This window comes from Streptomyces sp. NPDC093094 (assembly GCF_044754345.1).
Taxonomy (GTDB): domain Bacteria; phylum Actinomycetota; class Actinomycetes; order Streptomycetales; family Streptomycetaceae; genus Streptomyces.
The window spans coordinates 29,945-52,745 of sequence record NZ_JBIVOX010000015.1 but is presented as its reverse complement, the minus strand read 5'-3'; the positions used below and the strand labels follow the sequence as shown (position 1 = coordinate 52,745).

Sequence of the window (22,801 nt, the reverse complement as noted above, 5' to 3'; positions counted from 1 at the left end):
GCAGTACGTCCTACGGGGACGAGGAGAGGGGCAGCGGGGATGGAGCCCTTCTCCCCGGGTTCAGGAGGTCAGCCCATCTCCTCCAGCGACTTCCCCTTCGTCTCCTTGACGAACTTCAGGACGAAGGGGACGGAGAGCGCCGCGAAGACGGTGTAGATCACGTAGGTGACGGACAGGTTCCAGTCGGCCAGCGACGGGAAGCTCGCGGTGATGGCCCAGTTGGCGATCCACTGCGCGGCGGCGGCCACGCCCAGGGCGGCGGCGCGGATCTTGTTCGGGAACATCTCGCCGAGCATGACCCAGACGACCACACCCCAGGACAGGGCGAAGAAGAGCACGAACACATGGGCGGCGACCAGCGCGACCCAGCCCTGGGTGGCGGGCAGCTTGCCGTCGACGAGGTCGTACGAGAACGCCCATGCCTCCAGGGCCAGGCCGATCGCCATGCCGACGGAGCCGATGAGGGCGAGCGGGCGACGGCCGATCCGGTCCACGAAGAGCATCGCGATCACGGTGCCGACGATGTTGATGATCGACGTGGTGAACGAGTAGAAGAACGAGTCGCTCGGGTCGACGCCGACGGACTGCCACAGCGTCGAGGAGTAGTAGAACGCGACGTTGATGCCGACGAACTGCTGGAAGACCGACAGGCCGATACCGACCCAGACGATCGGCTTGAAGAAGAAGGAGCCGCCGAGCAGGTCCTTGAAGCCGGACTTCTGCTCGCTGTTCATGGCGTGCTCGATCTCGGCGACGCGGGCGTCGAGGTCGATGTCGCCCTCGACCTCGCCGAGGATCTCGCGGGCGCGCTCGCGCCTGCCGACGGAGAGCAGGAAGCGGGGGGACTCGGGGATGGCGAAGGACAGCAGACCGTAGAGGACGGCCGGGACCACCATGACGCCGAGCATGACCTGCCATGCCTCCAGGCCCAGGATCTCGCCGCGCTGGTCGCCGTCGGCGGCCTTGAGCAGACCCCAGTTGACCAGCTGCGAGACGGCGATGCCGACGACGATCGCGGCCTGCTGGAAGGCGCCGAGGCGGCCGCGGTAGGCGGGCGGGGCGACCTCGGCGATGTACGCCGGGCCGATGACGGAGGCCATGCCGATGGCGAAGCCGCCGACCACGCGCCACAGGGCGAGGTCCCACAGCGAGAACGGCAGCGCGGAGCCGACGGCGCTGACGGTGAACAGGGCTGCGGCGATCTGCATGCACCGGATACGGCCGATGCGGTCGGCTATGCGGCCCGCGGTGGCGGCACCGACGGCACAGCCGATCAGGGCGATGGCGATGACCTGGGCCAGCGCGGCCGATCCGATGTCGTACCGGTCCCGCACGGCCTCGACGGCGCCGTTGATCACGGAGCTGTCGTAGCCGAAGAGGAAGCCGCCCATCGCCGCCGCGGCGGCGATGAAGACGACGCGCCCGAGATGCTGGGGCGGAGCCGTCCTGGTTCCTTGCTGGGGTGCCTGCGCTGTGCTGGTCACGGAAAAACTCCTCGGGCCACGGCAACGCTGCCGGTGGGGGGTGAGCCCTCTCAGGCGGTGACACCTGAAGGTAAAAGCAACGTTGCAGAGACTATGCCTTCAAGTATCGAAGTCAATAGTTCGAGTGGTGTGAGTTTTCAGATGCAAGATGGGGGTACACGGGGTACCGACCAGGAGTGGAAGTTCACTTATTGAATGAAGCATGAACGGATCGCTAGCGCAGTCGCTGTGAGATGACCTTCGACACACCGTCGCCCTGCATGGACACGCCGTAGAGCGCGTCGGCGACCTCCATCGTGCGCTTCTGGTGCGTGATCACGATCAGCTGCGACGCCTCCTGCAGCTCCTGCATGATCCGGATCAGCCGCTGGAGGTTGGTGTCGTCCAGCGCCGCCTCGACCTCGTCCATGACGTAGAACGGACTGGGACGCGCCTTGAAGATCGACACCAGCAGCGCGACGGCCGTCAGCGACCGCTCGCCGCCGGACAGCAGACTGAGCCGCTTGACCTTCTTGCCCGGCGGACGCGCCTCCACGTCCACGCCGGTGGTCAGCATGTTGCCGGGGTCGGTCAGGACGAGCCGGCCCTCACCGCCCGGGAACAGCCGGCCGAAGACACCTTCGAACTCCCGCGCGGTGTCCCGGTACGCCTCGGTGAAGACCTGCTCGACGCGTTCGTCGACCTCCTTGACGACCTGGAGCAGGTCGGCGCGGGTCTTCTTCAGGTCCTCCAGCTGCTCGCTGAGGAACTTGTGCCGCTCCTCCAGCGCCGCGAACTCCTCCAGCGCGAGCGGATTCACCTTGCCCAGCTGCTGGTACGCCCGCTCCGCCGCCCTCAGCCGCTTCTCCTGCTCCGCCCGCACGAAGCGCCGCGGCAGGTTGCGCGGGTCCTCCGGATCCTCGGGCAGCACCTCGCCCTCGGCGGGCGGGGAGGGCGGCACGGGCTGATGCGGCCCGTACTCGGAGACCAGCCCGGCCGGCTCCACGCCCAGCTCCTCCAGCGCCTTCGTCTCCAGCTGCTCGATCCGCAGCCGCTTCTCGGCGCCGAGCACCTCGCCCCGGTGCACGGAGTCGGTCAGCTTGTCCAGCTCGGCCTTGAGGTCCCGGCCCTCGGTGCGGGCCGCGCCCAGCTCCTGCTCGCGGTGCGCCTTGGCGGTCTCGGCGGCGGCGCGTTCACGCTCGGCACGGCCGACGGACACCTCGACGTGCGCCAGCAGCGTGCGCGCGCCGACGGCCACGGCCTGCGCGACGGCCGCCTCGTGCCGCAGCCGGGCCCGCCGCTGCTCGGCACGCGCGCGTGCCTCGCGCTCCGCCCGGGCGGCCCGGTCGAGGGAGTCGGCCCGGCCGGCGAGACCCTTGACGCGTTCCTCGTGCGTACGGGCCTGGAGGCGGGCCTCCATCTCGGTCTGGCGCGCGTTGGCGCCGTCCGCGGCGAGCCGGTCACGGACCGACGTGTCGGGCTCCTCCTCGAACGGCATCTCCTCGGCCACGGCCTGCCGCTCGGCGAGTTCCTCCGCCTCCTGGAGGGCCCGCTCCAGCGCCTCCTGCGCCCGGGCCGCGGCCGCGCTGCTGCGCTCGGCCTCGCCCGCGGCGCCCCTCGCCTGTCCGGCGAGCGCGCCGAGCTGCTGGGCCACCGCCGACTTCTCCCTGTCGGCGGCCCGGCGCCGTTCACCGAGCGCCTCGACGAGAGCGGCGGCCTCCTTGCGCCGCCCGGTCGCGGCCGCCTGCTGCCCGGCGAGGTCCTCGCAGCGGATCCGGAGCTCCTCCAGCTCCGCGGCGGCCTCGTCGACGGATGCCTGGACCTCCAGGAGGCTGGGCGCGCCCGCGGAGCCGCCGTGGGCGAAGTGGGCGCCGAGGAGGTCGCCCTCGCCGGTGACGGCGGTGAGGCGGGGGTGGGCGTGGACCAGTTCCTCGGCCTCTTCGAGGGTGCCGACCACGACGATGCCGTGGAGCAGCCTGTGGACGGAGGGCATGAGGTGGTCGGGGGCGCTCACGAAGTGCGCCGCGGGGGGAGCCGGCAGATGGCCGTCCGCCGCGTCGTCGTGGCCGGTCGCGCCCTCGCGGCGGTGGCCGCATGCCGGACACGGCCTCACGCCCCCGGAGGGCCTGCCGGGGAACGCGAGCAGGAGTGCCGCCCTGCCTCCGTCCTGCTTGCGCAGGAGCCTGATCGCCTCGGCGGCCCCCGCCGGGGTCGACACGGCGACGGCGTCCGCCGCCGCTCCGAAGGCCGCCGCCAGCGGGACCTCGTAGCCCGGGGTGACCGTCAGGAGTTCCGCCGCCGGGCCCAGGACTCCGGCGAGGCGGTCCCGCGCGGCCAGGAGTGCGCCCGAGCCGTCCTTGCGGCGCAGGCCCAGCGACAGGGCCTCGTGGCGGGCCCGGGTCGCGGCGCGACGGCGTTCGGCCTCGGCACTGGCCTCCCGGGCGGAGGTCAGTGCCGCCTCGGCCTCGGCCAGGTGCCGCCTGGCCTCCTCGTGCCGCTCGGCCAGTTCGGCGTCGTCCGCGTCGAGGCCGTCGACCTCCGCCCGGAGAGCCTCGTACTCCTCCTGTGCGGCGACGGCACGCTCCTGCGCCTCGTCGCGGGCGGCGGCGAGGCGGTCGATCTCGGCCTGGGCGGAGGCGGCGCGGGAACGGGCCGCGTCGACCTGGCCCGCGAGCCGGGCGAGCCCCTCCCGCCGGTCGGCGACGGCCCGGGCGGCGTCCTTCAACCGGCGCTCCTCGGCGGCCAGTTCACGCTCCAGTTCGGCGCGATGGGCGACGGTGTCGTCCAGGGCGCGCTGGGCCGCCTCCAGCGCGGCCTCCAGTTCGGCCTCCTGCTCACGGATCCGGGCGGCCTCGCGCTCCATGTCCTCGGGGTCGCGGCCGCGCCGTTCCTCGGGGGGCGCGGAGCCCGCGCTCCTGACCCGGGCGTCGGCCAGGGAGGCGGTGCCCCGCACCCGCTCGGCGAGCTGGGACAGTTCGTACCAGGTCTGCTGAGCGCGCTGGAGCCGGGGCGTGAGGCGGCGCACCTCGTCCTCCAGGAGCGCCTCGCGCCGGAGGGCCTTCCTCAGCTCCTGCTCGGCGGATTCCTTGCGCTCCTTCAGCGCCGCCTCGTCGGCCACCTCGGCGTCGAGCGCGTCCCGCAGCCGTACGAGGTCGTCCGCGAGGAGACGGAGCCGGGCGTCGCGCAGGTCGGCCTGGATGACGGCGGCCCTTCTGGCCACCGCGGCCTGCCGGCCCAGCGGCTTGAGCTGCCTGCGCAGTTCGTCCGTCAGGTCCTGCACACGGGCGAGATTGGCCTGCATCGCGTCCAGTTTCCGCAGCGCCTTCTCCTTGCGCTTGCGGTGCTTGAGCACGCCCGCGGCCTCTTCGATGAAGGCCCGGCGGCCCATCGGGTCGGCGTGCAGGACGGAGTCGAGCTGGCCCTGGCCCACGATGACGTGCATCTCGCGGCCGATGCCGGAGTCGGACAGCAGCTCCTGGATGTCGAGGAGCCGGCAGGTGTCCCCGTTGATCTGGTACTCGCTGCCGCCGTTGCGGAACATGATCCGCGTGATGGTGACCTCGGCGTACTCGATGGGCAGCGCGCCGTCGGAGTTGTCGATGGTCAGCGACACCTCCGCGCGCCCCAGCGGCGGCCGGCCGGTGGTGCCGGCGAAGATGACGTCCTCCATCTTGCCGCCGCGCAGCGACTTGGCGCCCTGCTCCCCCATGACCCAGCTCAGGGCGTCCACGACATTGGACTTGCCCGAGCCGTTCGGTCCGACGACGCACGTGATGCCCGGTTCGAACCGCAGCGTGGTGGCCGATGCGAACGACTTGAACCCTCGGAGGGTCAGGGCCTTGAGGTGCACGGCGCTGGACTTTACCTTCCGGGTCCTGTCTCACTCCACGAACGCGCGGTTTCGCGGATGAACGGCGGGGGCATCTCAGACGTTGAAGAGGCTGAAAGGATGCGGGGGAAAAGAAAGAAGGGACGCCGAGGCGTCCCTTGCAAACTCTGACAACTGAGCGGTTGATACGGGCAGCCCAACCACTGCTGTCGATGTACTGCCGGGTACTGCGATGCAGTGATCAGGTGAGCGCAGGCTCCGCCTGGTGTGCGTCGATGCTCTCCATGATCTCGTGGTGAGAAGCGGCAGCCGTCAGCGCGTCGTTCTCGGCCTGGATTCGCCCGAGCTCCGATTCCAGGTCCTGCACGCGCTGCTGGAGCCGTCGCATCTCGGCGAGGAGTCGAGGGTCGGAGCCGCCGACGTAACCGAGAAGCGCCTTTGCCATGATGGATGGTCCTCCACACTGAGTGACCGACCGAAGCGGTGTGGGTCGTGAGGGATTCGCACCCGCGGTGCTTGGCAGGCTCAAGTGCTGCTCTGCCGTTGTTCCATGCCAAACAGCTAAGGTGCGCGGGGCTTTCAGCGTCTCACCAAAAAGTTTGACGGTCAACACGATCACGCCCCGCATCGGGGGGCGGCCCGGGGTTCACGGCCGGAAAACAGCGGCTTCGCGACTCCTGCGGGGCCCCAGGGGCGTAGCGATCATCTTTCCGTGCGGAGCCTCCCACGGCAAGGGGTTCTTGGCAACAACCAGGAGCTTTCCCCTCCGGGCGGCCTTCGGCGGAATGCTCCGGGACGGCCGTGGAGGCCCTTGGGACGCAGCGGGTCAGCGAATGGCGAAGCCGTCGTATCCGCCGCGAGGTGTGTCCCAGATCTCGGTGACACCGTCCACCCGTCCGGGCGTGTCGGCACCCCGGAGCCAGCCGAGAAGCCCTTCGCAGCCCGCGCGGGGCCCTTCCGCAACGACTTGTACACGTCCGTCGTCCAGATTGAGAGCAAAACCACTCAGGCCGCCGATCTCCAGCGCCTTGGCGCGTGTGAACCAGCGGAAACCCACCCCTTGGACCCGTCCCCGCACCCAGGCGACCAGCCGTACATCCTCACTCATGGGTGCAACCTAACCGGCCAATGTCCCGCGGGACACTTCCTCCCCTGGCGCCATGCGGTACCGTCCCCACCCAATGCTTCTCATATGAAACTCACTCGATCGGGTGAGATGCGTTGACCGTGGGGGACGAGTCGACGGCAAGGACCGCAAGGACCAGGAAGGCCACAACATGGGACGCCACCGACGCTCCGACGCCGGCCGTGCCACGGGGGGCTCGTCGGCGGACATCTCCGCCGCGGGGAGCCAGGGACCTCGGAACTCGTACGGGGGCGCCCCCACCGCGCCGGGCATCGCGCCTTATCTCGGCTCGGAGGCGTACGACGATGCCTACGCCCGCAGCGACGCCTATCTCTACGCACCCGACGACAGCGGGCGCATGACGGGGTACGGGGACGGCTTCGCCGGTCCGGCGCTCGCCGACACGGCGGTCATCGGCATGGTCGGGGGTCCCCTGCCCGACGAGGATCCGCACCGGATGTCCCATGTGTCCGAGATCGGCTCGTTCCGCATACCCGACAACCCGGTCTATCAGTTCGAGGACGAGGCCGCGCGTCGCGCCGCCGTGTCGCACCGCCGCCCGAAGAAGACCATGGTGACGCCGGTGCGCACCGGTCTGCTCGGGGTGTCCGCCGCGGTCGCCATCGGCGCCGTCGCGGTCGCGGCCGGTGTCCTGCCGGGCGGTGAGAACTACCGGCTCGGCGGCGGCTCCGACAACGTGCAGTCCGCCGACAGCCCGAGCAACGTCGAGACGCAGCAGGGCGGCACGTCCGGTACCGCGACCGAGGAGGAGAGCCGCGAGCCCGGCTCCACGAGCCGCGGCTCCCAGCGCTCGGTCTCCCCCACCACCTCCGCTCCCGCCGCTCCCGCTCCCTCCGCGTCGGCCGCGCCGACCGAGGCACCGCAGCAGGAGCAGAAGGAGAACGGGAAGGGCCAGGGCCAGGGCCAGGGACAGGACAAGGCGCAGGGACAGGGGCAGGGGCAGGGGCAGGAGAAGTCCCGGACCACCCCGTCCGAGAAGCCGAAGACGCCGCCGACCCAGAAGGCCCCGAAGACCCCGGCCGAGCCCACCGCCCCGGTGACGGTGTCCGCCCAGGCCGCGGCCGAGGCCGAGGTGCTGCGGCTCGTCAACGTCGAGCGCGAGAACGCCGGTTGCAGCCCGGTCGCCGCGAACAGCGGGCTCGGCCTGCTGGCCCGTTCCTTCAGCGAGGACATGGCGATCCGCGGCTTCTTCGACCACACCGACCCCGAAGGCGCCAGCCCCTGGGACCGCGCGGACAAGGCCGGCATCGTCGACCTCGGCGGCGAGAACATAGCCCGCGGCCAGGCCGACGCCGCGGCCGTCATGGACGCCTGGATGAACAGCCCGGGCCACCGCGCGAACATCCTGAACTGCGACTTCAAGACCCTCGGCGTCGGCGTCCACTTCGCCGACGGCGGCCCCTGGTGGACGCAGGACTTCGGCTACTGAGAATCTCCCGCCCGTCGGAGCGGATTCGCGGAACGGGGCTTTCGGGTTCAGCTGCTGAGCAGGGCGCTAACCGGTGGTTAGCGCTGTACGCTCGATGTATGAGCACGGAGACCGGGAATCCGCCCTACGACGTCTTCGCCAAGGCGTGCCCCTCGCGCGGCACGCTGGAGCACGCCACGGGACGCTGGGGCGCGCTCGCGCTGGGGGCGCTGCACGAGGGGTCGCTGCGCTTCAGCGAGCTGCGCCGCCGGGTCGACGGCGTCAGCGAGAAGATGCTCTCGCAGACCCTCCAGGCCCTGGAGCGTGACGGCCTCGTGCACCGCGAGGCCCGGCCGACCAGTCCGCCGCGCGTGGACTACGAGCTGACGCCGTTCGGCCATGAGGTCGCCGAACGGCTGCTGGGCCTGATCCACTTCGTGGAGGGCCGTATGGACGAGGTCCTCGCCGCCCGCGAGCGCTACGACGTCGCACGCGGCGGGCGCTGACACCTGGGGCAGAAGTAGCTGGAGCGGTTCATCCACGGCCGTCTGCGCATCGGCGTACCGCACCGCCGGCACGGCAGCCCCTCACGCCCGTACGCGTCCAGCGAGCGGTCGAAGTAGCCGGACTCGCCGTTGACGTTGACGTAGAGGCTGTCGAAGCTGGTGCCGCCGGCCGAGAGGGCCGCGTTCATCACGTCCCGCACATGCCCGAGGAGTTCGAGGGTGCGCGGGCGGGTGAAGCCGGACGTGGGCCGCTCGTAGTGGATGCGGGCACGCCACAGCGCCTCGTCCGCGTAGATGTTGCCGACGCCGCTGATCAGCGACTGGTCCAGCAGGGCCCGTTTGACGGTGGTCCGCTTGCGGCGCAGGGCCTGGTGGAACGCCTCCTCGTCGAACAGCGGGTCGAGGGGGTCGCGGGCGATGTGCGCGATGACGTCGGGCAGTCCGTCCTCGGAGGTGTCGTGCAACGACAGCCCGCCGAAGGTGCGTTGGTCGACGAAGCGCAGCTCGGTGCCGAGGCCGTCGGCGAACCGGACCCGGATGCGCAGATACTTCTCGTCGGGTGTCTCGTGCGGCTGGACCAGCAGCTGGCCGCTCATGCCGAGGTGGGCGAGGACGGCCTGGCCGGTGTCCTCCAGCGGCAGCCAGAGATACTTCCCGCGCCGCCGTGGCACACCGACGCGACGGCCCTTGAGGCGGTGGGTGAAATCGTCGGGCCCCGCCGTGTGGCGGCGCACCGCGCGCGGGTGCAGCACCTCGGCCTCGGCGACGGCCCGGTGGGCGACCCACCGCTCCAGGCCCCGCCGTACGACCTCGACCTCGGGCAACTCTGGCATGACTCCCCCGGAGAGTGCGGGTGGACGAGACCGAGCGCCCGGCCCCTGGGGGCGCGGGCGCTCGATGCCGTGCTGGTGCGCCGGTCAGGCGGAGGCGGAAGCCTCGCCGGCGCTGGTGTCGACGGTGTTCGCGGCCGTCTTGGCCCGCTCGTCGGCTGCGGCGCGGATGGCCCGCCATGCGGACTCCGCGGCCTGCTGTTCCGCCTCCTTCTTGCTGCGGCCGGTGCCGGTGCCGTACGAGACGCCTCCGACGCGGGCGGCAGCAGTGAAGGTCTTCTCGTGGTCCGGGCCGGTCTCCGTGACCAGGTACTCGGGGACACCGAGCCCTTCGGTCGCGGTGAGCTCCTGGAGACTGGTCTTCCAGTCCAGGCCGGCTCCGAGATTCGAGGACTTCTCGATCAGCGGGTCGAACAGGCGGTGCACCAGCTCCGCCGCCGAGTCCAGGCCCTGGTCGAGATAGACCGCGCCGATCACCGCTTCGAGGGTGTCGGCGAGGATGGACGCCTTGTCCCGGCCTCCTGTGCCCTCTTCACCGCGGCCGAGCCGGATGAAGGAGCCCAGGTCGAGCGTGCGGCCCACGTCCGCCAGCGCGCGAGAGTTCACCACGGCGGCCCGGAGCTTGGCCAGCTGGCCCTCCGGCAGGTCGGGGTGAGTGCGGTACAGCGTGTCCGTGACGACGAGACCGAGGACGGAGTCACCGAGGAACTCCAGCCGCTCGTTCGTCGGCAGACCGCCGTTCTCGTACGCGTAGGAACGGTGGGTCAGTGCTCGCACCAGAAGGGCGGACTCGAGCTGATAGCCGAGCCGCCCTTCCAGAAGCGTGTGGGACGAGGCTGTGTTGTCCGCAGAGTTCTTCTTCGGCGTGGACACAGTGCCTCTCACCAGCCCGCTCAGACCGCGAGGACCTGGCGCTTGTTGTAGGTGCCGCAAGACGGGCACGCGATGTGCTGCTGCTTGGGCTCGTGGCAGCGCTCGCACGCAACCAGGGTGGGGACCGCAGCCTTCCACTGCGACCGGCGGTGGCGCGTGTTGCTGCGCGACATCTTCCGCTTCGGAACAGCCACGGCTACTTCTCCTGCTTCTCGTCGGCGTGCGCTGAAGGAAGCGCGCCGCCGCTCATCTCGTCCTTCTCGCCGGGTTCGAGCGAACCGGCGAGTCCCTGCAATGCCGCCCAACGGATGTCGACGGCGTCGTGGTGGTGGTCCGGGTCGTCCGCCAGCCGCGCCCCGCACTCGGAGCACAGGCCCGGGCAGTCTTCCTGGCACACCGGCTGCATCGGCAGTGCGAGCACCACCGCATCACGCAGCACGGGTTCGAGGTCGAACATGCCGTCCTCGAGGAAGAGCCTGTCCTCGTCGTCCTCGGCGTCGTCGTCGGGATCCGTCTTCACACGGCCCCGCTCGTCGGCGTCAGGGTACGAGAACATCTCCTGGAATTCCGCTTCGACATCCAGCTGAAGCGGCTCCAGACACCTTACGCACTCCCCCTCGGCCTGTGCACGGGCGGTGCCTGTGACGAGCACCCCTTCCATGACCGACTCGAGCCGGAGCTCCAGCTCCACCGGGGCGCCTTCCGGCACCCCGACGACTCCTCCGATACCGAGGTCCCTGGGAGCGTCGACCGTGCGGGTCAACCGCTGCAGCGCACCTGGACGCCGCCCCAGCTCGTGCGTGTCGAACACGAGGGGCTTGCGGTGGTCGAGGCGGGCGTTGGAGGTCATTCCTGCTTTCGATCTTCTGACTCAGAGGGACACCGCTCCCGAGGTGCTCCGGGGCAGCGCTGATCGCGGACGTACACGCGACCGAAGGGCCAGGATACTGGACCTTTCGCTCTCGGCCCAATCCGGTGGTCGCGGGCTCCCGGCGGCGCTACTGGCCCCGGCCCTGCTCGTAGGCGTTCAGCTGCTCGGCCGTGATCATGCCGGTGTCGAAGAGGCTGGTCTCGTCGAGCGCGTAGCCCTGGTGGCCGGCCTGCTGCGGCAGCTGGGGCTCGTGCGCCGCCTGCGGCTCGTAGGAGTGCTGCTGGGGGGCCGCGTAGCCCTGGTAGCCGTACGGGTCGGCCTGGGCCGTCTGCTGATAGCCGTACGGGTCCTGCTGCGGGTATCCGCCGCCGTAGGTGTCGGTCTGCTGCTGGTAGCCGTAGGCGGGCTGCGGCTGGGGCTCGTACTCCGGGCGGCGGGGCGGCTCGGCGGGGGTGTCCCGCTCGGCGAGGGCCGCGAGGTCGGCGAGGTAGTCGGCGTCGCTGGAGTGCTGGAGGGTGCTGGTGTCGTCGGCGAGGGCGCCGAGGTCGTCGGTGGCGATCCGGCCGTGGAGCTTCTGCCGGCCGCGGCCGACGGCCTCCAGGGTCTTGGCCAGGACCGCCTCGAAGGCACCGAGCTTGCTGTCGACGTAGGCGTCGGCGGTGCGGCGCAGGGTCTCCGGGTCGTGGCTGCGCTCGGGGGCGTCCTCGTCCTCGTAGCCCTGCTCGTCGAGGCCGGGGCCGGTGCCGAGGAGCTTCTCGCGGCCGCGTCCGACCGAGCCGAGCGTCTTGGTGAGGACGACCTCGAAGTTGGCGAGCTTGGAGTCGACGTAGTCGTCGGCCTCCGCACGGATCTCCTCGGCCTCCTGGCGGGCCTCGCCGAGGATGCGGTCGGCCTCGTTCTGGGAGCGGCGGGCGACCTCGGTGTCGGAGATCAGGGAGCCGCGCTCGGCGTGCGCGTGCTCGATGATCCGGCCGGCCTCCTGGCGGGCCCGTTCGACCATCTGCTCGCGGTCGCCGATGAGCTCCCGTGCCTGCGCGAGGGAGTCGGGCAGCGCCGCCCGCACCTCTTCCAGCATCGAGAGCAGTTCGGCGCGGTTGACCACGCACGAGGCCGACATGGGCATCGACCGGGCACTGGAGACCGCGGCGACGATCTCGTCGAGCTTGTTCTGCACGTCCACCGTGTGCTCGCCACTCTCTACAGCTGTGATGGAGACGGACGGGACGACTGTAGCTCCATCAGGAGTCGCGCAGGCGCCTGTTCAGGGCCTCGAAGACCAGCGGCGGCACCAGGTGGGAGACGTCGCCGCCCCAGGTCGCGACCTCCTTGACGAGCGAGGAGGACAGGAAGCTGTAGGTGGGGTTGGTCGGCACGAACAGCGTCTCCACGCCGGTGAGGCCGATGTTCATCTGGGCCATCTGCAGCTCGTAGTCGAAGTCGCTGACCGCCCTGAGGCCCTTGACGATGGCGGGGATCTCGCGCTGCTTGCAGAAGTCGACGAGGAGGCCGTGGAACGCCTCCACCCGGACGTTCTCGTACTCGGCGGTCACCTGGCGGATCAGGTCGATCCGCTCCTCGATCTCGAACAGGCCCTTCTTGGCCTTGTTGATCATCACCGCGACATACACCTCGTCGTAGAGGCGGGAGGCACGGGAGATGATGTCGAGGTGTCCGTTGGTGATCGGGTCGAACGACCCGGGACAGACGGCACGGCGCACTTGTGGTCCCTCGCTCTCCGGTCCGGTCATCGTGCGTCTTCGCACGTAGAGGCGGCGCGACCGTACCAAAACGTTCCCTCGCCGTAACGGCGGGCCCGGAGCGGCTCGAAACCGTCCGGCCACCCGAATTCACCGCCTCTGGTGCTGCGCTCCACGGTGACGAGCGCCTCCGGCGTGAGCCAGCCTTCGGAGCGGAGTGTGAGCAGGATCTCCCGAAGATCGTCGTCGGTCACGGCGTACGGAGGGTCGAGGAAGACGATCTCGTACGGGGCGGCCGGCGCGGTCCGGACGATCTGCTCGGCCTTGCCGTGACGCACCTCGGCACCGGGGAGGCCGAGGCTCTTCACGTTCTCCCGGACGATGCGGGCGGCTCTGGCGTCGGCCTCGACGAGGAGGGTGTGTCCCGCGCCGCGGGAGAGCGCCTCCAGGCCCACCGCACCCGAGCCGGCGTAGAGATCGAGGACCCGCTCACCGTCCAGGGGGCCGCCCAGCAGGGACTGCCAGGTGGAGAAGAGGCCCTCGCGCGCGCGGTCGGAGGTGGGACGGGTGCCGGTCCCCGGCGGGACGGCCAGGCGACGTCCGCCGGCTGCGCCGGCGATCACGCGGGTCATTTCTGGTCCTTGTTCGTGGGCGTCTGCGGGTATCAGTGTGGCTGGTCGCGCTCGCGCGGCGGTAGCCGCATACGGATGACGGCCCCGCGCCCCGGGCCGGCGCTCCTCACCCCTTCTCCAGATACTGCTCCCGCTCCTCGTCCAGCAGGGCGTCCAGCGCCGTGCGCAGGCCGGGGAGGGCGGTCAGCTCCGGGTCGGCGGCCACCACCGCCGCGGCCTCCTGCCTCGCCTCGGTGATGATCTCCTCGTCGTCGATCACGGCCAGCACCCTCAGCGAGGACCGGGCCCCGGACTGGGCCTGGCCGAGGACGTCGCCCTCGCGGCGCTGTTCGAGGTCGATGCGGGAGAGCTCGAAGCCGTCGAGGGTGGCGGCGACCGCGCCCAGCCGCTGGCGGGCGGGGCTCGCCTCGGGCATCTCGGTGACCAGGAGGCACAGACCGGGGGCGGAGCCGCGGCCGACGCGGCCACGCAGCTGGTGGAGCTGGGAGACGCCGAAGCGGTCGGCGTCCATGATCACCATGGCGGTGGCGTTGGGGACGTTGACCCCGACCTCGATGACGGTCGTGGCCACCAGGACGTCGGTGTCGCCCGCGGCGAAGCGGCGCATCACGGCGTCCTTGTCGTCCGGCGCCATACGGCCGTGCAGGACCTCCACGCCAAGGCCCTGCAAGGGGCCCGCGCCCAGCTGTGCGGCGACGTCCAGGACGGCGAGCGGGGGCCGCTTCTCGGCTTCGTCCTCGGCGGACTTCTTCCGGGGGTCGATCTCCTCGTCGCCGATGCGCGGGCAGACGACGTACGCCTGATGGCCGTTCGACACCTCCTCGCGGACCCGCTCCCAGGCGCGCGCCAGGAAGTGCGGCTTGTCGGCGGCGGGGACGACATGGCTGGCGATCGGCGAGCGCCCGGCCGGGAGCTGGTCCAGGACGGAGGTCTCCAGATCACCGAAGACCGTCATGGCGACGGTGCGCGGGATCGGCGTGGCCGTCATGACCAGCAGATGCGGGGGCTGCTTCCCCTTGCCGCGCAGGGCGTCGCGCTGTTCCACGCCGAAGCGGTGCTGCTCGTCCACCACGACCAGGCCGAGGTCGTGGAACTGCACCTTGTCCTCGATCAGCGCGTGGGTGCCGATCACGATCCCGGCCTCGCCGGTGACCAGGTCGAGCAGCGCCTGGCGGCGGGCGGCCGCGCCCATGGAGCCGGTCAGCACCACCACCTTGGTCGCGTGCTCGGCGCCGCCCAGCATGCCGCCCTCGGCCAGCTCGCCCATCATCTCCACGACCGAGCGGTGGTGCTGCTGGGCGAGGACCTCGGTGGGCGCGAGCATCGCGGCCTGCCCGCCGGAGTCCACGACGGCGAGCATGGCCCGCAGGGCCACCATCGTCTTGCCGCTGCCGACCTCTCCCTGGAGGAGCCGGTGCATCGGGTGTTCCGTGGCGAGGTCGTCGAAGATCTCCTTCGAGACCTTCTTCTGGCCGTCGGTGAGGGTGAAGGGGAGCCGGTCGTCGAAGGCGGCCAGCAGGCCGTCGGGCCCGGAGCGGCGGGCCACCGCGGGGAGCTGGGCGTCGGCGTGGCGGCGACGGGCGAGGGCCACCTGGAGGACGAACGCCTCGTCCCACTTCAGCCGGGAGCGGGCGTCCTCGACGTCGGCCGGGGTGTGCGGGCGGTGGATCTTGAGGAGGGCCTCGGGGAGACCGACCAGACCCCGGCCCTCGCGGAGGGAGGGCGGCAGCGGGTCGACGGCCTCCCGGGCATGGGGCAGGACCGTCTGGACGGCCTTGCCGATCTTCCAGGACTCCAGCTTGGCGGTGGCGGGGTAGAGGGGGATCAGGGCACCGGCCCAGGTCTCGACCGCCTCCTCGCCGTCACCGCGCAGCAACTCGTAGGCAGGATGCGCGAGTTGGAGACGGCGGTTGAAGACGGAGACCTTGCCGGCGAACATCGCCCGGGTGCCCGGCAGCAGTTCCTTGTGGGGTTTGTGCACGCCGTTGCCGAAGAACACCAGCTGGAGCCGGCCGCTGCCGTCGGTGATCGTCACCTCCAGACGCTGGCCCTTGCCGCGGGGCGCCTTGGCGGAGGCGAAGGTGTGCAGCCGGGCGTCGGCGACCTGGGCGACCACGGTGACGTGCTCGTCCATCGGCAGGTCGGCGAGGTGCGTGAGCTGGCCGCGCTCCTCGTACCTGCGCGGATAGTGGTGCAGCAGGTCGCCGACGGTGTGCAGGCCGAGGTGCTCGGCCATCACCTTCGCGGTGGCGGGGCCGAGCACCTTCTTCAACGGTTCTTCCAGTGCGGGCACGAGATCCATTCCACACCACACCTCTGACAATGCCGTATACGTCTCGGGAAACCCCTGGTCAGACGGCTCGTTCCGGCCCTAGGATGGCCCGCCCGGCCATCCTTTCGCGGTCGCCGCCCCACCGGTGCCGCCCGACCCCGCGCCGTCGTCCCTCCCTCCCCCGTCGGCGCTGCGACGATGGACTTCCAGACCTCACAGTCGAATCAGGCATCCCAGTCACCTCACACGTTCCAGGTCGACCTGCGTGGTCTGGTGGACCTGCTGTCCCATCACCTCTACTCCAGTCCGAAGGTCTACCTGCGCGAGCTGCTGCAGAACGCCGTGGACGCGGTCACCGCCCGGCGCGCGGAGCAGCCCGGCGCCCCGGCCCGGGTGCGCGTGCGCACGGACGGCGGCGGGCTGCGGGTGGAGGACACCGGCGTCGGGCTGACCGAGGCCGACGTGCACGCCCTGCTGGCCACCATCGGCCGCAGCTCCAAGCGCGCCGACGGCATCGCGGCGGCCCGCTCCGACTTCCTCGGCCAGTTCGGCATCGGGCTGCTGGCCTGCTTCCTCGTGGCCGAGCGGATCCGGGTGGTCAGCCGAAGTGCCCGTGCACCGGACGCCCGGCCGGTGGAGTGGACGGCGAGCGACGACGGCTCGTACACCGTGCGCACCCTCCCCGACGAGGAGCGCCGCGAACCGGGCACCACCGTGTACCTGACGGCCCGCCCGGGCGCCGCCGAGTGGCTCGCTCCGGCGCGGGTGCTGGAGCTGGCGCGGGACTTCGGCTCGCTGCTGCCGTACGACGTGACGGTGGACGGCGAGACGGTCGGCGAACTGCCGGCGCCCTGGGACCGGGCCCATCCCTCCCCCGCCGCCCGCCGGGTGGCACTGGCCCGGCACTGCCACGGGCTGTTCGGGTTCACGCCGCTGGACGCGATCGACCTGTCGGTGCCGCTGGCCGGGCTGCGCGGGGTGGCGTACGTGCTGCCGTCGGCGGTCAGTCCGGCGCAGCGGGCGCGGCACCGCGTCCACCTCAGGGGCATGCTGCTGACCGAGCGGGCCGAACAGCTGCTGCCCGACTGGGCGTTCTTCGTGCGCTGCGAGCTCGACACGGACAGCCTGCGGCCCACCGCCTCGCGCGAGGCGCTGTACGAGGACGAGACGCTGGCGGCCGTGCGGGAGGCGCTCGGCGGGCGGATCCGGGCGTGGCTGACGGGTCTGGCGGCGGGCGACCCCGAACGGCTGCGGACCTTCCTGCGGGTGCACCACCTCGGGGTGAAGTCGCTGGCGCGGCACGACGGCGAGATGCTGCGCACGATGCTGCCGTGGCTGCCGTTCGAGACCACGGACGGGGAGGTGTCGCTGGAGGAGTTCGCGCAGCGGCATCCGGTGGTGCACTTCACGCGGACGGTCGAGGAGTTCCGGCAGGTCGCCCCGATCGCCGCCGCGCAGGGCATCGGGGTGGTCAACGGCGGCTACACGTACGACGGCGAGCTGGTGGAGGCGCTGCCGTCGGTGCGGCCGGGCACGGCGGTGGCCGAGCTGGACGCCGACACGGTGACCGCGCATCTGGACCCGGTCGGCCCGGCCGAGGAGCTGGCGCTGTCGGACTTCCTGGCGGCCGCGCGGACGGTGCTCGACCCGCTGGACTGCGATGTCTCGCTGCGGGCCTTCCATCCGGTGTCGGTGCCGGCGCTGCATCTCGACGACCGGGCGTCCCGGCACGAGCGGGACCGGGCCGAGGCGCAGGCGCGGGCGGACGACCTGTGGGCCGGCATCCTCGGCTCGCTGCGCGGCGGCGCACCCCGCGCGCGTCTGGTGCTCAACCATCTCAATCCGCTGGTGCGGCGGATCGGTTCGCTGAAGGAGCCGGATCTCATCGGTACCGCCGTCCAGTCCCTCTACGGCCAGGCCCTGCTGATGGCGCAGCGGCCGCTGCGGCCCGCCGACTCGGCACTGCTGAACCGGGCGTTCATCGGCCTGCTGGAGTGGGCCACCCACGAGGAAGGCGGCCGGTCATGACCGACGTCCAGGACCTCGGCTCCCTGCGGGAGGCGATGGCGGAGAACGCCGGGCGGCCCGAGGGCCCGGCCCGCAACCGGCGGGCGGAGCGGCTGGTGGCCGACGCCGAGCGGCTGCGCGACCCGGCCGCGCTGGTGGAGGCGCTGGTGCACCAGGTGCGGGTGGGCAACTACAGCTCGGAGAAGGACCGGCTGTTCGTGCCGTTCACCCGGCTGCTGGGGCTGTGGGACGAGCACCCGGAGCATTTCGGCGAGGAGGAGATCCACGCCCTGCACTGGTTCTTCAAGTGGCTGTCGTCCGGGATGCTCGACCAGCCGGACATCCCGCTCGCCTCGATCGAGAAGTGGCTGGGCGAGATGGAGCGCCGCTACCGTCTGGCCGGGTACTCCGACCGCGCGGTGCGCGCCGCCGAGCTGTGGGTCGCCTCGCACGTCGGGGACGCGGAGCGGGCCGAGCGGGCGTTCGACGCCTGGCTCGCGGCCGACCGCGACGACATGGCCGACTGCCACGCCTGCGAGCTGAACGGCCAGGGCTGGTGGCACGCCGAGCGGGGCCGGGACGAGGACGCGCTGCGGCTGTGGGAGCCGGTGCTGGAGGGCGGGTTCGCCTGCGCCCACGAGCCGCACAACGTCCTGGCGTCCTCGCTGCTGCCGCTGCTGCGGCTGGACCGCCCCGAGGATGCCCGCGCGAACCATCTGCGGGGCATCCGCCTGGTCCGGCCGATGGAGAGCATGCGCGCCGCCTACGCCGACCATGTGGAGTTCTGCGCGCTGACCGGCAACGAGGGCCGTGCCCTGGAGCTGGTCGCGGAGCGCCCCGCGTACTTCGACGGCGGCGGGCACCCGCGCAGCAGGATGGAGTACCTGAGCGTGGTCGCCCTGCTGATGGACCGGCTGGGCGCGCTGGGACCGGCCGGCCGTGCGGTGCCCGGTCCGGCGGGCCGGGAGTGGACCGTGCCCGAACTCGGCGCGTACGCGCGGCAGGAGGCACTGTCCCTGGCGGAGCGTTTCGACCGGCGCAACGGCACGGCGTACGTCGGTGAGCGGGTGCGCGCGCGGATGGCGCGGGCGCCGCTGACGGACCGGCTGCCGCTGGGCGTGCGGGCGGGCGGCGCGGTGCCGGGGGCCGAGGCGTCGGAGGGTTCCGCGGCGCGTGCCGGGGCCGGGAGCGGGGAGCGGCCGGGCGGCTCGGCCGACCCGCTGGCGCTGCTCGCCGAGGCGCGGCGGATGTCGGAGGCGCTGCGGCCGAACGCGATCGAGGCGTGGGCCGCCGCCGCGCGGGCCGCCGAGGGGGCCGAACTGGGGGTCCGCGACCGCGCGGAGATCGCCGATCACGAGGCGATGGGGCTGGGGCCGGCGGGCGCGGAGCTGTTCGAGCGTGCCGCCGGGCTGTACGCCGAGGCGGGCGACCCCGGCGAGGCTCTCGCGGCACGGACGCGGGCGGCGTACGTCCGCGCCCTGGGCGGTGACGTGCGAGGGGCTCTGGCGTCGGTCGCCAGGCCCTACGAGGAGGTGCTCTCCCTCTACGCCGGGGACGCGACCGGGGTGCGGCAGGCCGCGTCGGTGGTGATGGGGCGGGCGCGGATCCTGATGCGCGCGGTGCAGGAGGCCGCGGAGCGGGACGGTCCGCCCGCGGTGCTGGGGGCGGCCCGGGACGCCGTGCGGGAGGTGCTCGCGCTGGTCGGCGGGCGGGCCGACGGGGACGTACGGCTCGCGGCGCGGGCGGCGGAGGCGCGGGCGATGCTGGCGGAGCTGGCGGTGCACGCCGGTGAGCCGGTCGAGGCGGCGGCGCTGTTCGGGCGGGCCGCGGCGGAGTTCGTGGCCGCGGGGCTGCCGTGGTTCGCGGTGGAGTACGAGGCCCGGCTGGCGATGCTCGCGTTCCAGCTGGGGGACGTCGAGGAGACCGAGCGTGCGCTGCGGGCGGCGCTGGAGCACGGCGGACCGCATCTGGAGCCGCCCGGGCGGGCCCAGCTGCACCTCCAGCTGGCCGAGGTGCTCGGCGGCAGGGACGCGGTCGCGGAGGCCGCCGGGCAGGCCCTGGAGGCGGCGCACTGGGCCGACGCGGCCGGCGATCCGGCGCTGGCCGCCTGGGCACGGCAGATGCTCGGCGGTCTGCTGCTGCGGCAGGGGCGCTGGGCGGAGGCGGCCGAGGTGCTGGAGTCGGCGCTGGCGGGTCTGTCGCAGGACACGCACGGCGACGGCCCGGTCGTCCAGACGCAGTGGTGGCTCGGCGACTGCCTGAGCGAGCTGGGCGAGCACCGGGCGGCCGCCGAGTGGCGGCTGCGGGCCGCGGAGATCGCCGCCGCCTGGCCCGAGCAGCAGGACCACGCGACACTCGCCCATCTCGCCGCCGAGTCCCTCGGGGCGGCGGGCCTGTCCGCGGAGGCGGACCGGGCCTACTCGCGCGCGGGCGGGCTGTGGCGCGAACTGGGCGATTCGCAGGGCCTCGTCCGCTCGCTGCGGGCCCGCGCGTGGCTCGCGCTGGACGGTCCGGACGACGCGGACCCGGCGGGCGCGGCGGGCGCGGCGGGCGCGCTGATGGAGGCCGCCGTCCGGGAGTGCGCGGCCGCTCTGGACGCCGCCGTCCTCGACGCGGCGGCCGGTGAGGAGGCGCGGCGGCTGCTGGCGGCGGAGCTGGGCCACACCCACCGTCAGTTCGCGGACCTGCTGGCCCGGGCCGCCGAGGAGGACGCCGCCGGGAGCGGGCCGGGTCTCGAGGCGGCGCTGGCCGAGCTCCTGGAAGCCGTCGCGGTGTTCACCACCGTGGCCGGGGACCGCACGGGCGGGGACGGCGAGGACCCGGTGGGGGACGACGCCCTGCACGCCCGCACGGACGCCGAGCTCGCCGCGGGCCGGGTCGCGCTCGCCCTCGGCCGTCCCGGTGAGGCCGAGGCACGCGCGCGTGCCGTCCTCGCGGTGTACGCCGGTTCGGCCGTCGGCTCCGACGGGACGGTCCGGGCCCTGGTCACGGAGGCCGGCCGGCTGCTGCGGCTGGCCCTGGAGCGGGAGGAGCCCTGAGCGGCTGCTACTCCACGCCGATGAGCAGCAGCGACCCCTGCCGTCCGCCGTGGTGGACCACCGTGTCGACGGCGAGGTAGGTGTCCCGCACACGGGCTTCCAGGCGATCGGCGATGTCGTCGGGCGCCTCGTCGCCGAGGACGAGGGTGACGAGTTCGCCGCCGGCCGCGAGCATGCGGTCCAGGACGGTCCGGGCGGTGCCGTCGACGTCGGACCCGATGACCGCCACGTCGCCGTCGATGAGGCCGAGGACGTCCCCGGCCTGGCAGATCCCGGCCGTGGTCCAGGACTGGTGCTCGGCGAGGGTGACCTCGGCGTAGCGGGTCGTGCCCGCCGCCGAGGTCATGGCGACGACGTCCTCGTCGAAACGGCGGCCCGGCTCGTGCACGGCGAGCGCGGCGATGCCCTGCACCGCGGAGCGCGTCGGGATCAGCGCCACCCGCAGGCCCTCGGCCCGCGCCTGCTCGGCCGCCGCGGCGGCGGTGTGGCGCAGCTCGGCGTCGTTGGGCAGCAGCACGACCTCGCGTGCGTGCGCGCGCCGTACGGCCTGGACGAGCTCCCCGCTGGCGGGCGGCTCCCCGGGCCGGGCGAGCACGGTGGTGGCGCCCGCCTCGGCGTACAGCGCGGCCAGGCCCTCGCCGGGCACGACCGCCACCACGGCCCGCTGGGCGGGCTCGCGGGGCGGGCGTTCGCCGTGTGCGGTGTGGACGTCGCCCAGCCCGAAGTGGGTGATCCGGATCCGGTGCGGCCGCCCGGCCTCCACGCCCGCCTCCACGGCGGCTCCGGCGTCGTCGACATGCACATGGATGTTCCACAGCCCGTCGCCGCCGACCACGACGAGGGAGTCGCCCAGCGCGTCCAGGCGGTGCCGCAGCCGGGCCACGGCCTCGTCCCCGGCCTCCAGCAGATAGATCACCTCGAAGGCGGGTCCGCCTTCGAGGGCGCCGTCGGCGCAGTCCGTGCCGTCGCCCGGGACGCCGTCCGCCGCGGGGGTCCGCCCGCGCGCGCCGTCCGCGGGAGGTGCCTCCCCGCGTGCGCGGGCCGCTTCCGGGGGCGGGCCGGCGGGTGCCTCGCCGGTGAATGTCTCCACCAGGGCTCCGAGGACCGCCACCAGCCCGCGCCCGCCGGCGTCCACCACTCCGGCCCGTTCCAGGACGGCGAGCTGGCCCGGGGTCGCGGCCAGGGCCGCCCGCGCGCCCTCGTGGGCGGCCCGGGCCACCGCGCCGCAGTCGCCGCCCCGGGCCCCGGCGGCCGCGTCGGCGGCGGCCGAGGCGACGGTCAGGACCGTGCCCTCGACGGGATGGGCGACGGCCTGGCGGGCGGAGTCGGCGGCGCTGCGCAGGGCGAGGCCGAGGCCGGTGCCGTCGGTGTGAGGTGCCTCACCGTCGGCGGCGAGCACCTGGGCCATGCCGCGCAGCAGCTGGGCGAGGATCGTGCCGGAGTTGCCGCGGGCCCCGATGAGGGCGCCGTGGGCCATGGCCCGCACGGCGTCCGCGAGCGAGGGGCTCGCCGGGCCCTCGCGTCCGGCCGCGTGCCCGTCGAAGACGGCCTCGACCGCGGCCGCGGCGGACTCCGCCGTCAGATAGAGGTTGGTGCCGGTGTCCCCGTCGGCGACGGGGTAGACGTTGATGGCGTCGATCTCCTCGCGCGCGTGCCCGAGCGCCCGCAGCGCCAGTCCGCACCAGGTGCGCACCGCGAGAGCATCGAAGAATGTCTGCGGCACCTGCGCCACCTGCGCCTCCCTGGACTGCTGACGTGGACGCAGCGTAGACCCCGGGCCGGTGCCTGCCGGAAGAGGGCCGGGAGCGGAGCCCTGAGCTGCCATGGTAGTTTCGTTGAACGGACGCAGCCGTTGTATGCTGCTCCGGTTGCCCGATACACATCGGGCTATTCCCCCTGGCACCGCCACTCAGATCCTTGATCCGATCCCGGCATGCCGGGATCAACCGTTAGTGCATCTGAAGTCTTTGGAGTGACCCGTGGCTGCCAACTGCGACGTCTGCGGCAAGGGGCCGGGCTTCGGCAACAACATCTCGCACTCGCACCGCCGTACGTCCCGCCGCTGGAACCCGAACATCCAGCGTGTGCGTACCGTGGTCGGCGGGACGCCGAAGCGCGTGAACGCCTGCACCTCGTGCATCAAGGCCGGCAAGGTCTCGCGCTGACGCTCAGCTGAGCGCGCGGCCACAGCTGGTTCGCCGCATGAAGCCGGTCCACCTCAGGGTGGG

18 protein-coding genes are annotated in these 22,801 nt (G+C 72.6%); 5 read left to right on the top strand and 13 right to left on the bottom strand.

Annotated features, from left to right (window positions below):
- Window positions 1-68: 68 nt before the first annotated feature.
- The 4 genes from ACIQGV_RS28645 to ACIQGV_RS28630 all read right to left on the bottom strand — a co-directional run bounded on the left by ACIQGV_RS28645 (window position 69) and on the right by ACIQGV_RS28630 (window position 6,400).
- Window positions 69-1,484 carry a sugar porter family MFS transporter gene (locus ACIQGV_RS28645; RefSeq protein ID WP_402499199.1) on the bottom strand — a complete coding sequence of 472 codons (1,416 nt, stop codon included), beginning with the start codon at window positions 1,482-1,484 and terminating at the stop codon, window positions 69-71.
- 214 nt (window positions 1,485-1,698) lie between these two features.
- Window positions 1,699-5,313, bottom strand: coding sequence for a chromosome segregation protein SMC (gene smc, locus ACIQGV_RS28640; RefSeq protein ID WP_402499197.1), 3,615 nt, complete (start codon window positions 5,311-5,313; stop codon window positions 1,699-1,701).
- A gap of 220 nt (window positions 5,314-5,533) precedes the next feature.
- Window positions 5,534-5,737: a hypothetical protein gene (locus ACIQGV_RS28635; protein ID WP_402499196.1), complete on the bottom strand. Its 204-nt coding sequence runs from the start codon at window positions 5,735-5,737 to the stop codon at window positions 5,534-5,536.
- Between the two features lie 381 nt (window positions 5,738-6,118).
- Window positions 6,119-6,400, bottom strand: coding sequence for an acylphosphatase (locus tag ACIQGV_RS28630; protein WP_402499194.1), 282 nt, complete (start codon window positions 6,398-6,400; stop codon window positions 6,119-6,121).
- Window positions 6,401-6,569: 169 nt separating this feature from the next.
- On the opposite strand from ACIQGV_RS28630, the gene ACIQGV_RS28625 reads away from it, so the two are divergent.
- Both ACIQGV_RS28625 and ACIQGV_RS28620 read left to right on the top strand, forming a co-directional pair.
- Window positions 6,570-7,868: a CAP domain-containing protein gene (locus ACIQGV_RS28625; RefSeq protein WP_402499192.1), complete on the top strand. Its 1,299-nt coding sequence runs from the start codon at window positions 6,570-6,572 to the stop codon at window positions 7,866-7,868.
- 98 nt (window positions 7,869-7,966) lie between these two features.
- Window positions 7,967-8,353: a winged helix-turn-helix transcriptional regulator gene (locus tag ACIQGV_RS28620; protein WP_402499190.1), complete on the top strand. Its 387-nt coding sequence runs from the start codon at window positions 7,967-7,969 to the stop codon at window positions 8,351-8,353.
- On the opposite strand, the gene mutM is transcribed toward ACIQGV_RS28620, so the two are convergent.
- From mutM to recG, 8 genes are all read right to left on the bottom strand, one after another.
- Window positions 8,326-9,186: a bifunctional DNA-formamidopyrimidine glycosylase/DNA-(apurinic or apyrimidinic site) lyase gene (gene mutM, locus ACIQGV_RS28615; protein WP_402499188.1), complete on the bottom strand. Its 861-nt coding sequence runs from the start codon at window positions 9,184-9,186 to the stop codon at window positions 8,326-8,328. The genes ACIQGV_RS28620 and mutM overlap by 28 nt on opposite strands.
- Window positions 9,187-9,270: 84 nt before the next feature.
- Complete coding sequence (gene rnc, locus ACIQGV_RS28610; RefSeq protein WP_402499185.1) at window positions 9,271-10,068, bottom strand: ribonuclease III; 798 nt, start codon at window positions 10,066-10,068, stop codon at window positions 9,271-9,273.
- Window positions 10,069-10,076: 8 nt separating this feature from the next.
- Window positions 10,077-10,250: a 50S ribosomal protein L32 gene (gene rpmF, locus ACIQGV_RS28605; RefSeq protein ID WP_099201005.1), complete on the bottom strand. Its 174-nt coding sequence runs from the start codon at window positions 10,248-10,250 to the stop codon at window positions 10,077-10,079.
- A 2-nt stretch (window positions 10,251-10,252) separates the two neighbouring features.
- Window positions 10,253-10,906, bottom strand: coding sequence for a YceD family protein (locus ACIQGV_RS28600; RefSeq protein WP_402499182.1), 654 nt, complete (start codon window positions 10,904-10,906; stop codon window positions 10,253-10,255).
- Window positions 10,907-11,054: 148 nt separating this feature from the next.
- A complete protein-coding gene (locus ACIQGV_RS28595) occupies window positions 11,055-12,107 on the bottom strand; it encodes a cell division initiation protein (RefSeq protein WP_402499180.1) in 1,053 nt (350 codons plus the stop codon).
- Window positions 12,108-12,165: 58 nt separating this feature from the next.
- Window positions 12,166-12,645 carry a pantetheine-phosphate adenylyltransferase gene (gene coaD, locus ACIQGV_RS28590; protein WP_402499461.1) on the bottom strand — a complete coding sequence of 160 codons (480 nt, stop codon included), beginning with the start codon at window positions 12,643-12,645 and terminating at the stop codon, window positions 12,166-12,168.
- Window positions 12,646-12,671: 26 nt separating this feature from the next.
- Window positions 12,672-13,256: a 16S rRNA (guanine(966)-N(2))-methyltransferase RsmD gene (gene rsmD / locus ACIQGV_RS28585; RefSeq protein WP_402499178.1), complete on the bottom strand. Its 585-nt coding sequence runs from the start codon at window positions 13,254-13,256 to the stop codon at window positions 12,672-12,674.
- A gap of 106 nt (window positions 13,257-13,362) precedes the next feature.
- The gene (gene recG / locus ACIQGV_RS28580) at window positions 13,363-15,558 is read right to left on the bottom strand and encodes an ATP-dependent DNA helicase RecG (protein ID WP_402499175.1); all 2,196 of its coding nucleotides are present in this window, start codon (window positions 15,556-15,558) and stop codon (window positions 13,363-13,365) included.
- Window positions 15,559-15,726: 168 nt separating this feature from the next.
- On the opposite strand from recG, the gene ACIQGV_RS28575 reads away from it, so the two are divergent.
- Window positions 15,727-17,556: an HSP90 family protein gene (locus ACIQGV_RS28575; protein ID WP_402499173.1), complete on the top strand. Its 1,830-nt coding sequence runs from the start codon at window positions 15,727-15,729 to the stop codon at window positions 17,554-17,556.
- Window positions 17,553-20,573, top strand: a complete 3,021-nt coding sequence (locus tag ACIQGV_RS28570; protein WP_402499171.1) for a tetratricopeptide repeat protein — start codon at window positions 17,553-17,555, stop codon at window positions 20,571-20,573. Before ACIQGV_RS28575 ends, ACIQGV_RS28570 begins: the two co-directional genes overlap by 4 nt.
- Window positions 20,574-20,580: 7 nt before the next feature.
- On the opposite strand, the gene ACIQGV_RS28565 is transcribed toward ACIQGV_RS28570, so the two are convergent.
- Window positions 20,581-22,305, bottom strand: a complete 1,725-nt coding sequence (locus ACIQGV_RS28565) for a DAK2 domain-containing protein (RefSeq protein ID WP_402499169.1) — start codon at window positions 22,303-22,305, stop codon at window positions 20,581-20,583.
- A 247-nt stretch (window positions 22,306-22,552) separates the two neighbouring features.
- Here ACIQGV_RS28565 and rpmB point away from each other — a divergent pair, with 247 nt between their 5' ends.
- A complete protein-coding gene (gene rpmB / locus ACIQGV_RS28560; protein ID WP_003993230.1) occupies window positions 22,553-22,738 on the top strand; it encodes a 50S ribosomal protein L28 in 186 nt (61 codons plus the stop codon).
- Window positions 22,739-22,801 lie beyond the last annotated feature (63 nt).

What these genes read in the sequence shown, in the direction of transcription:
- mutM (WP_402499188.1), bottom strand. Translation starts at nt 9,186, where the DNA reads ATGCCAGAGTTGCCCGAGGTCGAGGTCGTACGGCGGGGCCTGGAGCGG.
- ACIQGV_RS28625 (WP_402499192.1), top strand. Translation starts at nt 6,570, where the DNA reads ATGGGACGCCACCGACGCTCCGACGCCGGCCGTGCCACGGGGGGCTCG.
- ACIQGV_RS28620 (WP_402499190.1), top strand. Translation starts at nt 7,967, where the DNA reads ATGAGCACGGAGACCGGGAATCCGCCCTACGACGTCTTCGCCAAGGCG.
- ACIQGV_RS28570 (WP_402499171.1), top strand. Translation starts at nt 17,553, where the DNA reads ATGACCGACGTCCAGGACCTCGGCTCCCTGCGGGAGGCGATGGCGGAG.
- ACIQGV_RS28575 (WP_402499173.1), top strand. Translation starts at nt 15,727, where the DNA reads ATGGACTTCCAGACCTCACAGTCGAATCAGGCATCCCAGTCACCTCAC.
- ACIQGV_RS28600 (WP_402499182.1), bottom strand. Translation starts at nt 10,906, where the DNA reads ATGACCTCCAACGCCCGCCTCGACCACCGCAAGCCCCTCGTGTTCGAC.
- recG (WP_402499175.1), bottom strand. Translation starts at nt 15,558, where the DNA reads ATGGATCTCGTGCCCGCACTGGAAGAACCGTTGAAGAAGGTGCTCGGC.
- ACIQGV_RS28635 (WP_402499196.1), bottom strand. Translation starts at nt 5,737, where the DNA reads ATGGCAAAGGCGCTTCTCGGTTACGTCGGCGGCTCCGACCCTCGACTC.
- ACIQGV_RS28630 (WP_402499194.1), bottom strand. Translation starts at nt 6,400, where the DNA reads ATGAGTGAGGATGTACGGCTGGTCGCCTGGGTGCGGGGACGGGTCCAA.
- rsmD (WP_402499178.1), bottom strand. Translation starts at nt 13,256, where the DNA reads ATGACCCGCGTGATCGCCGGCGCAGCCGGCGGACGTCGCCTGGCCGTC.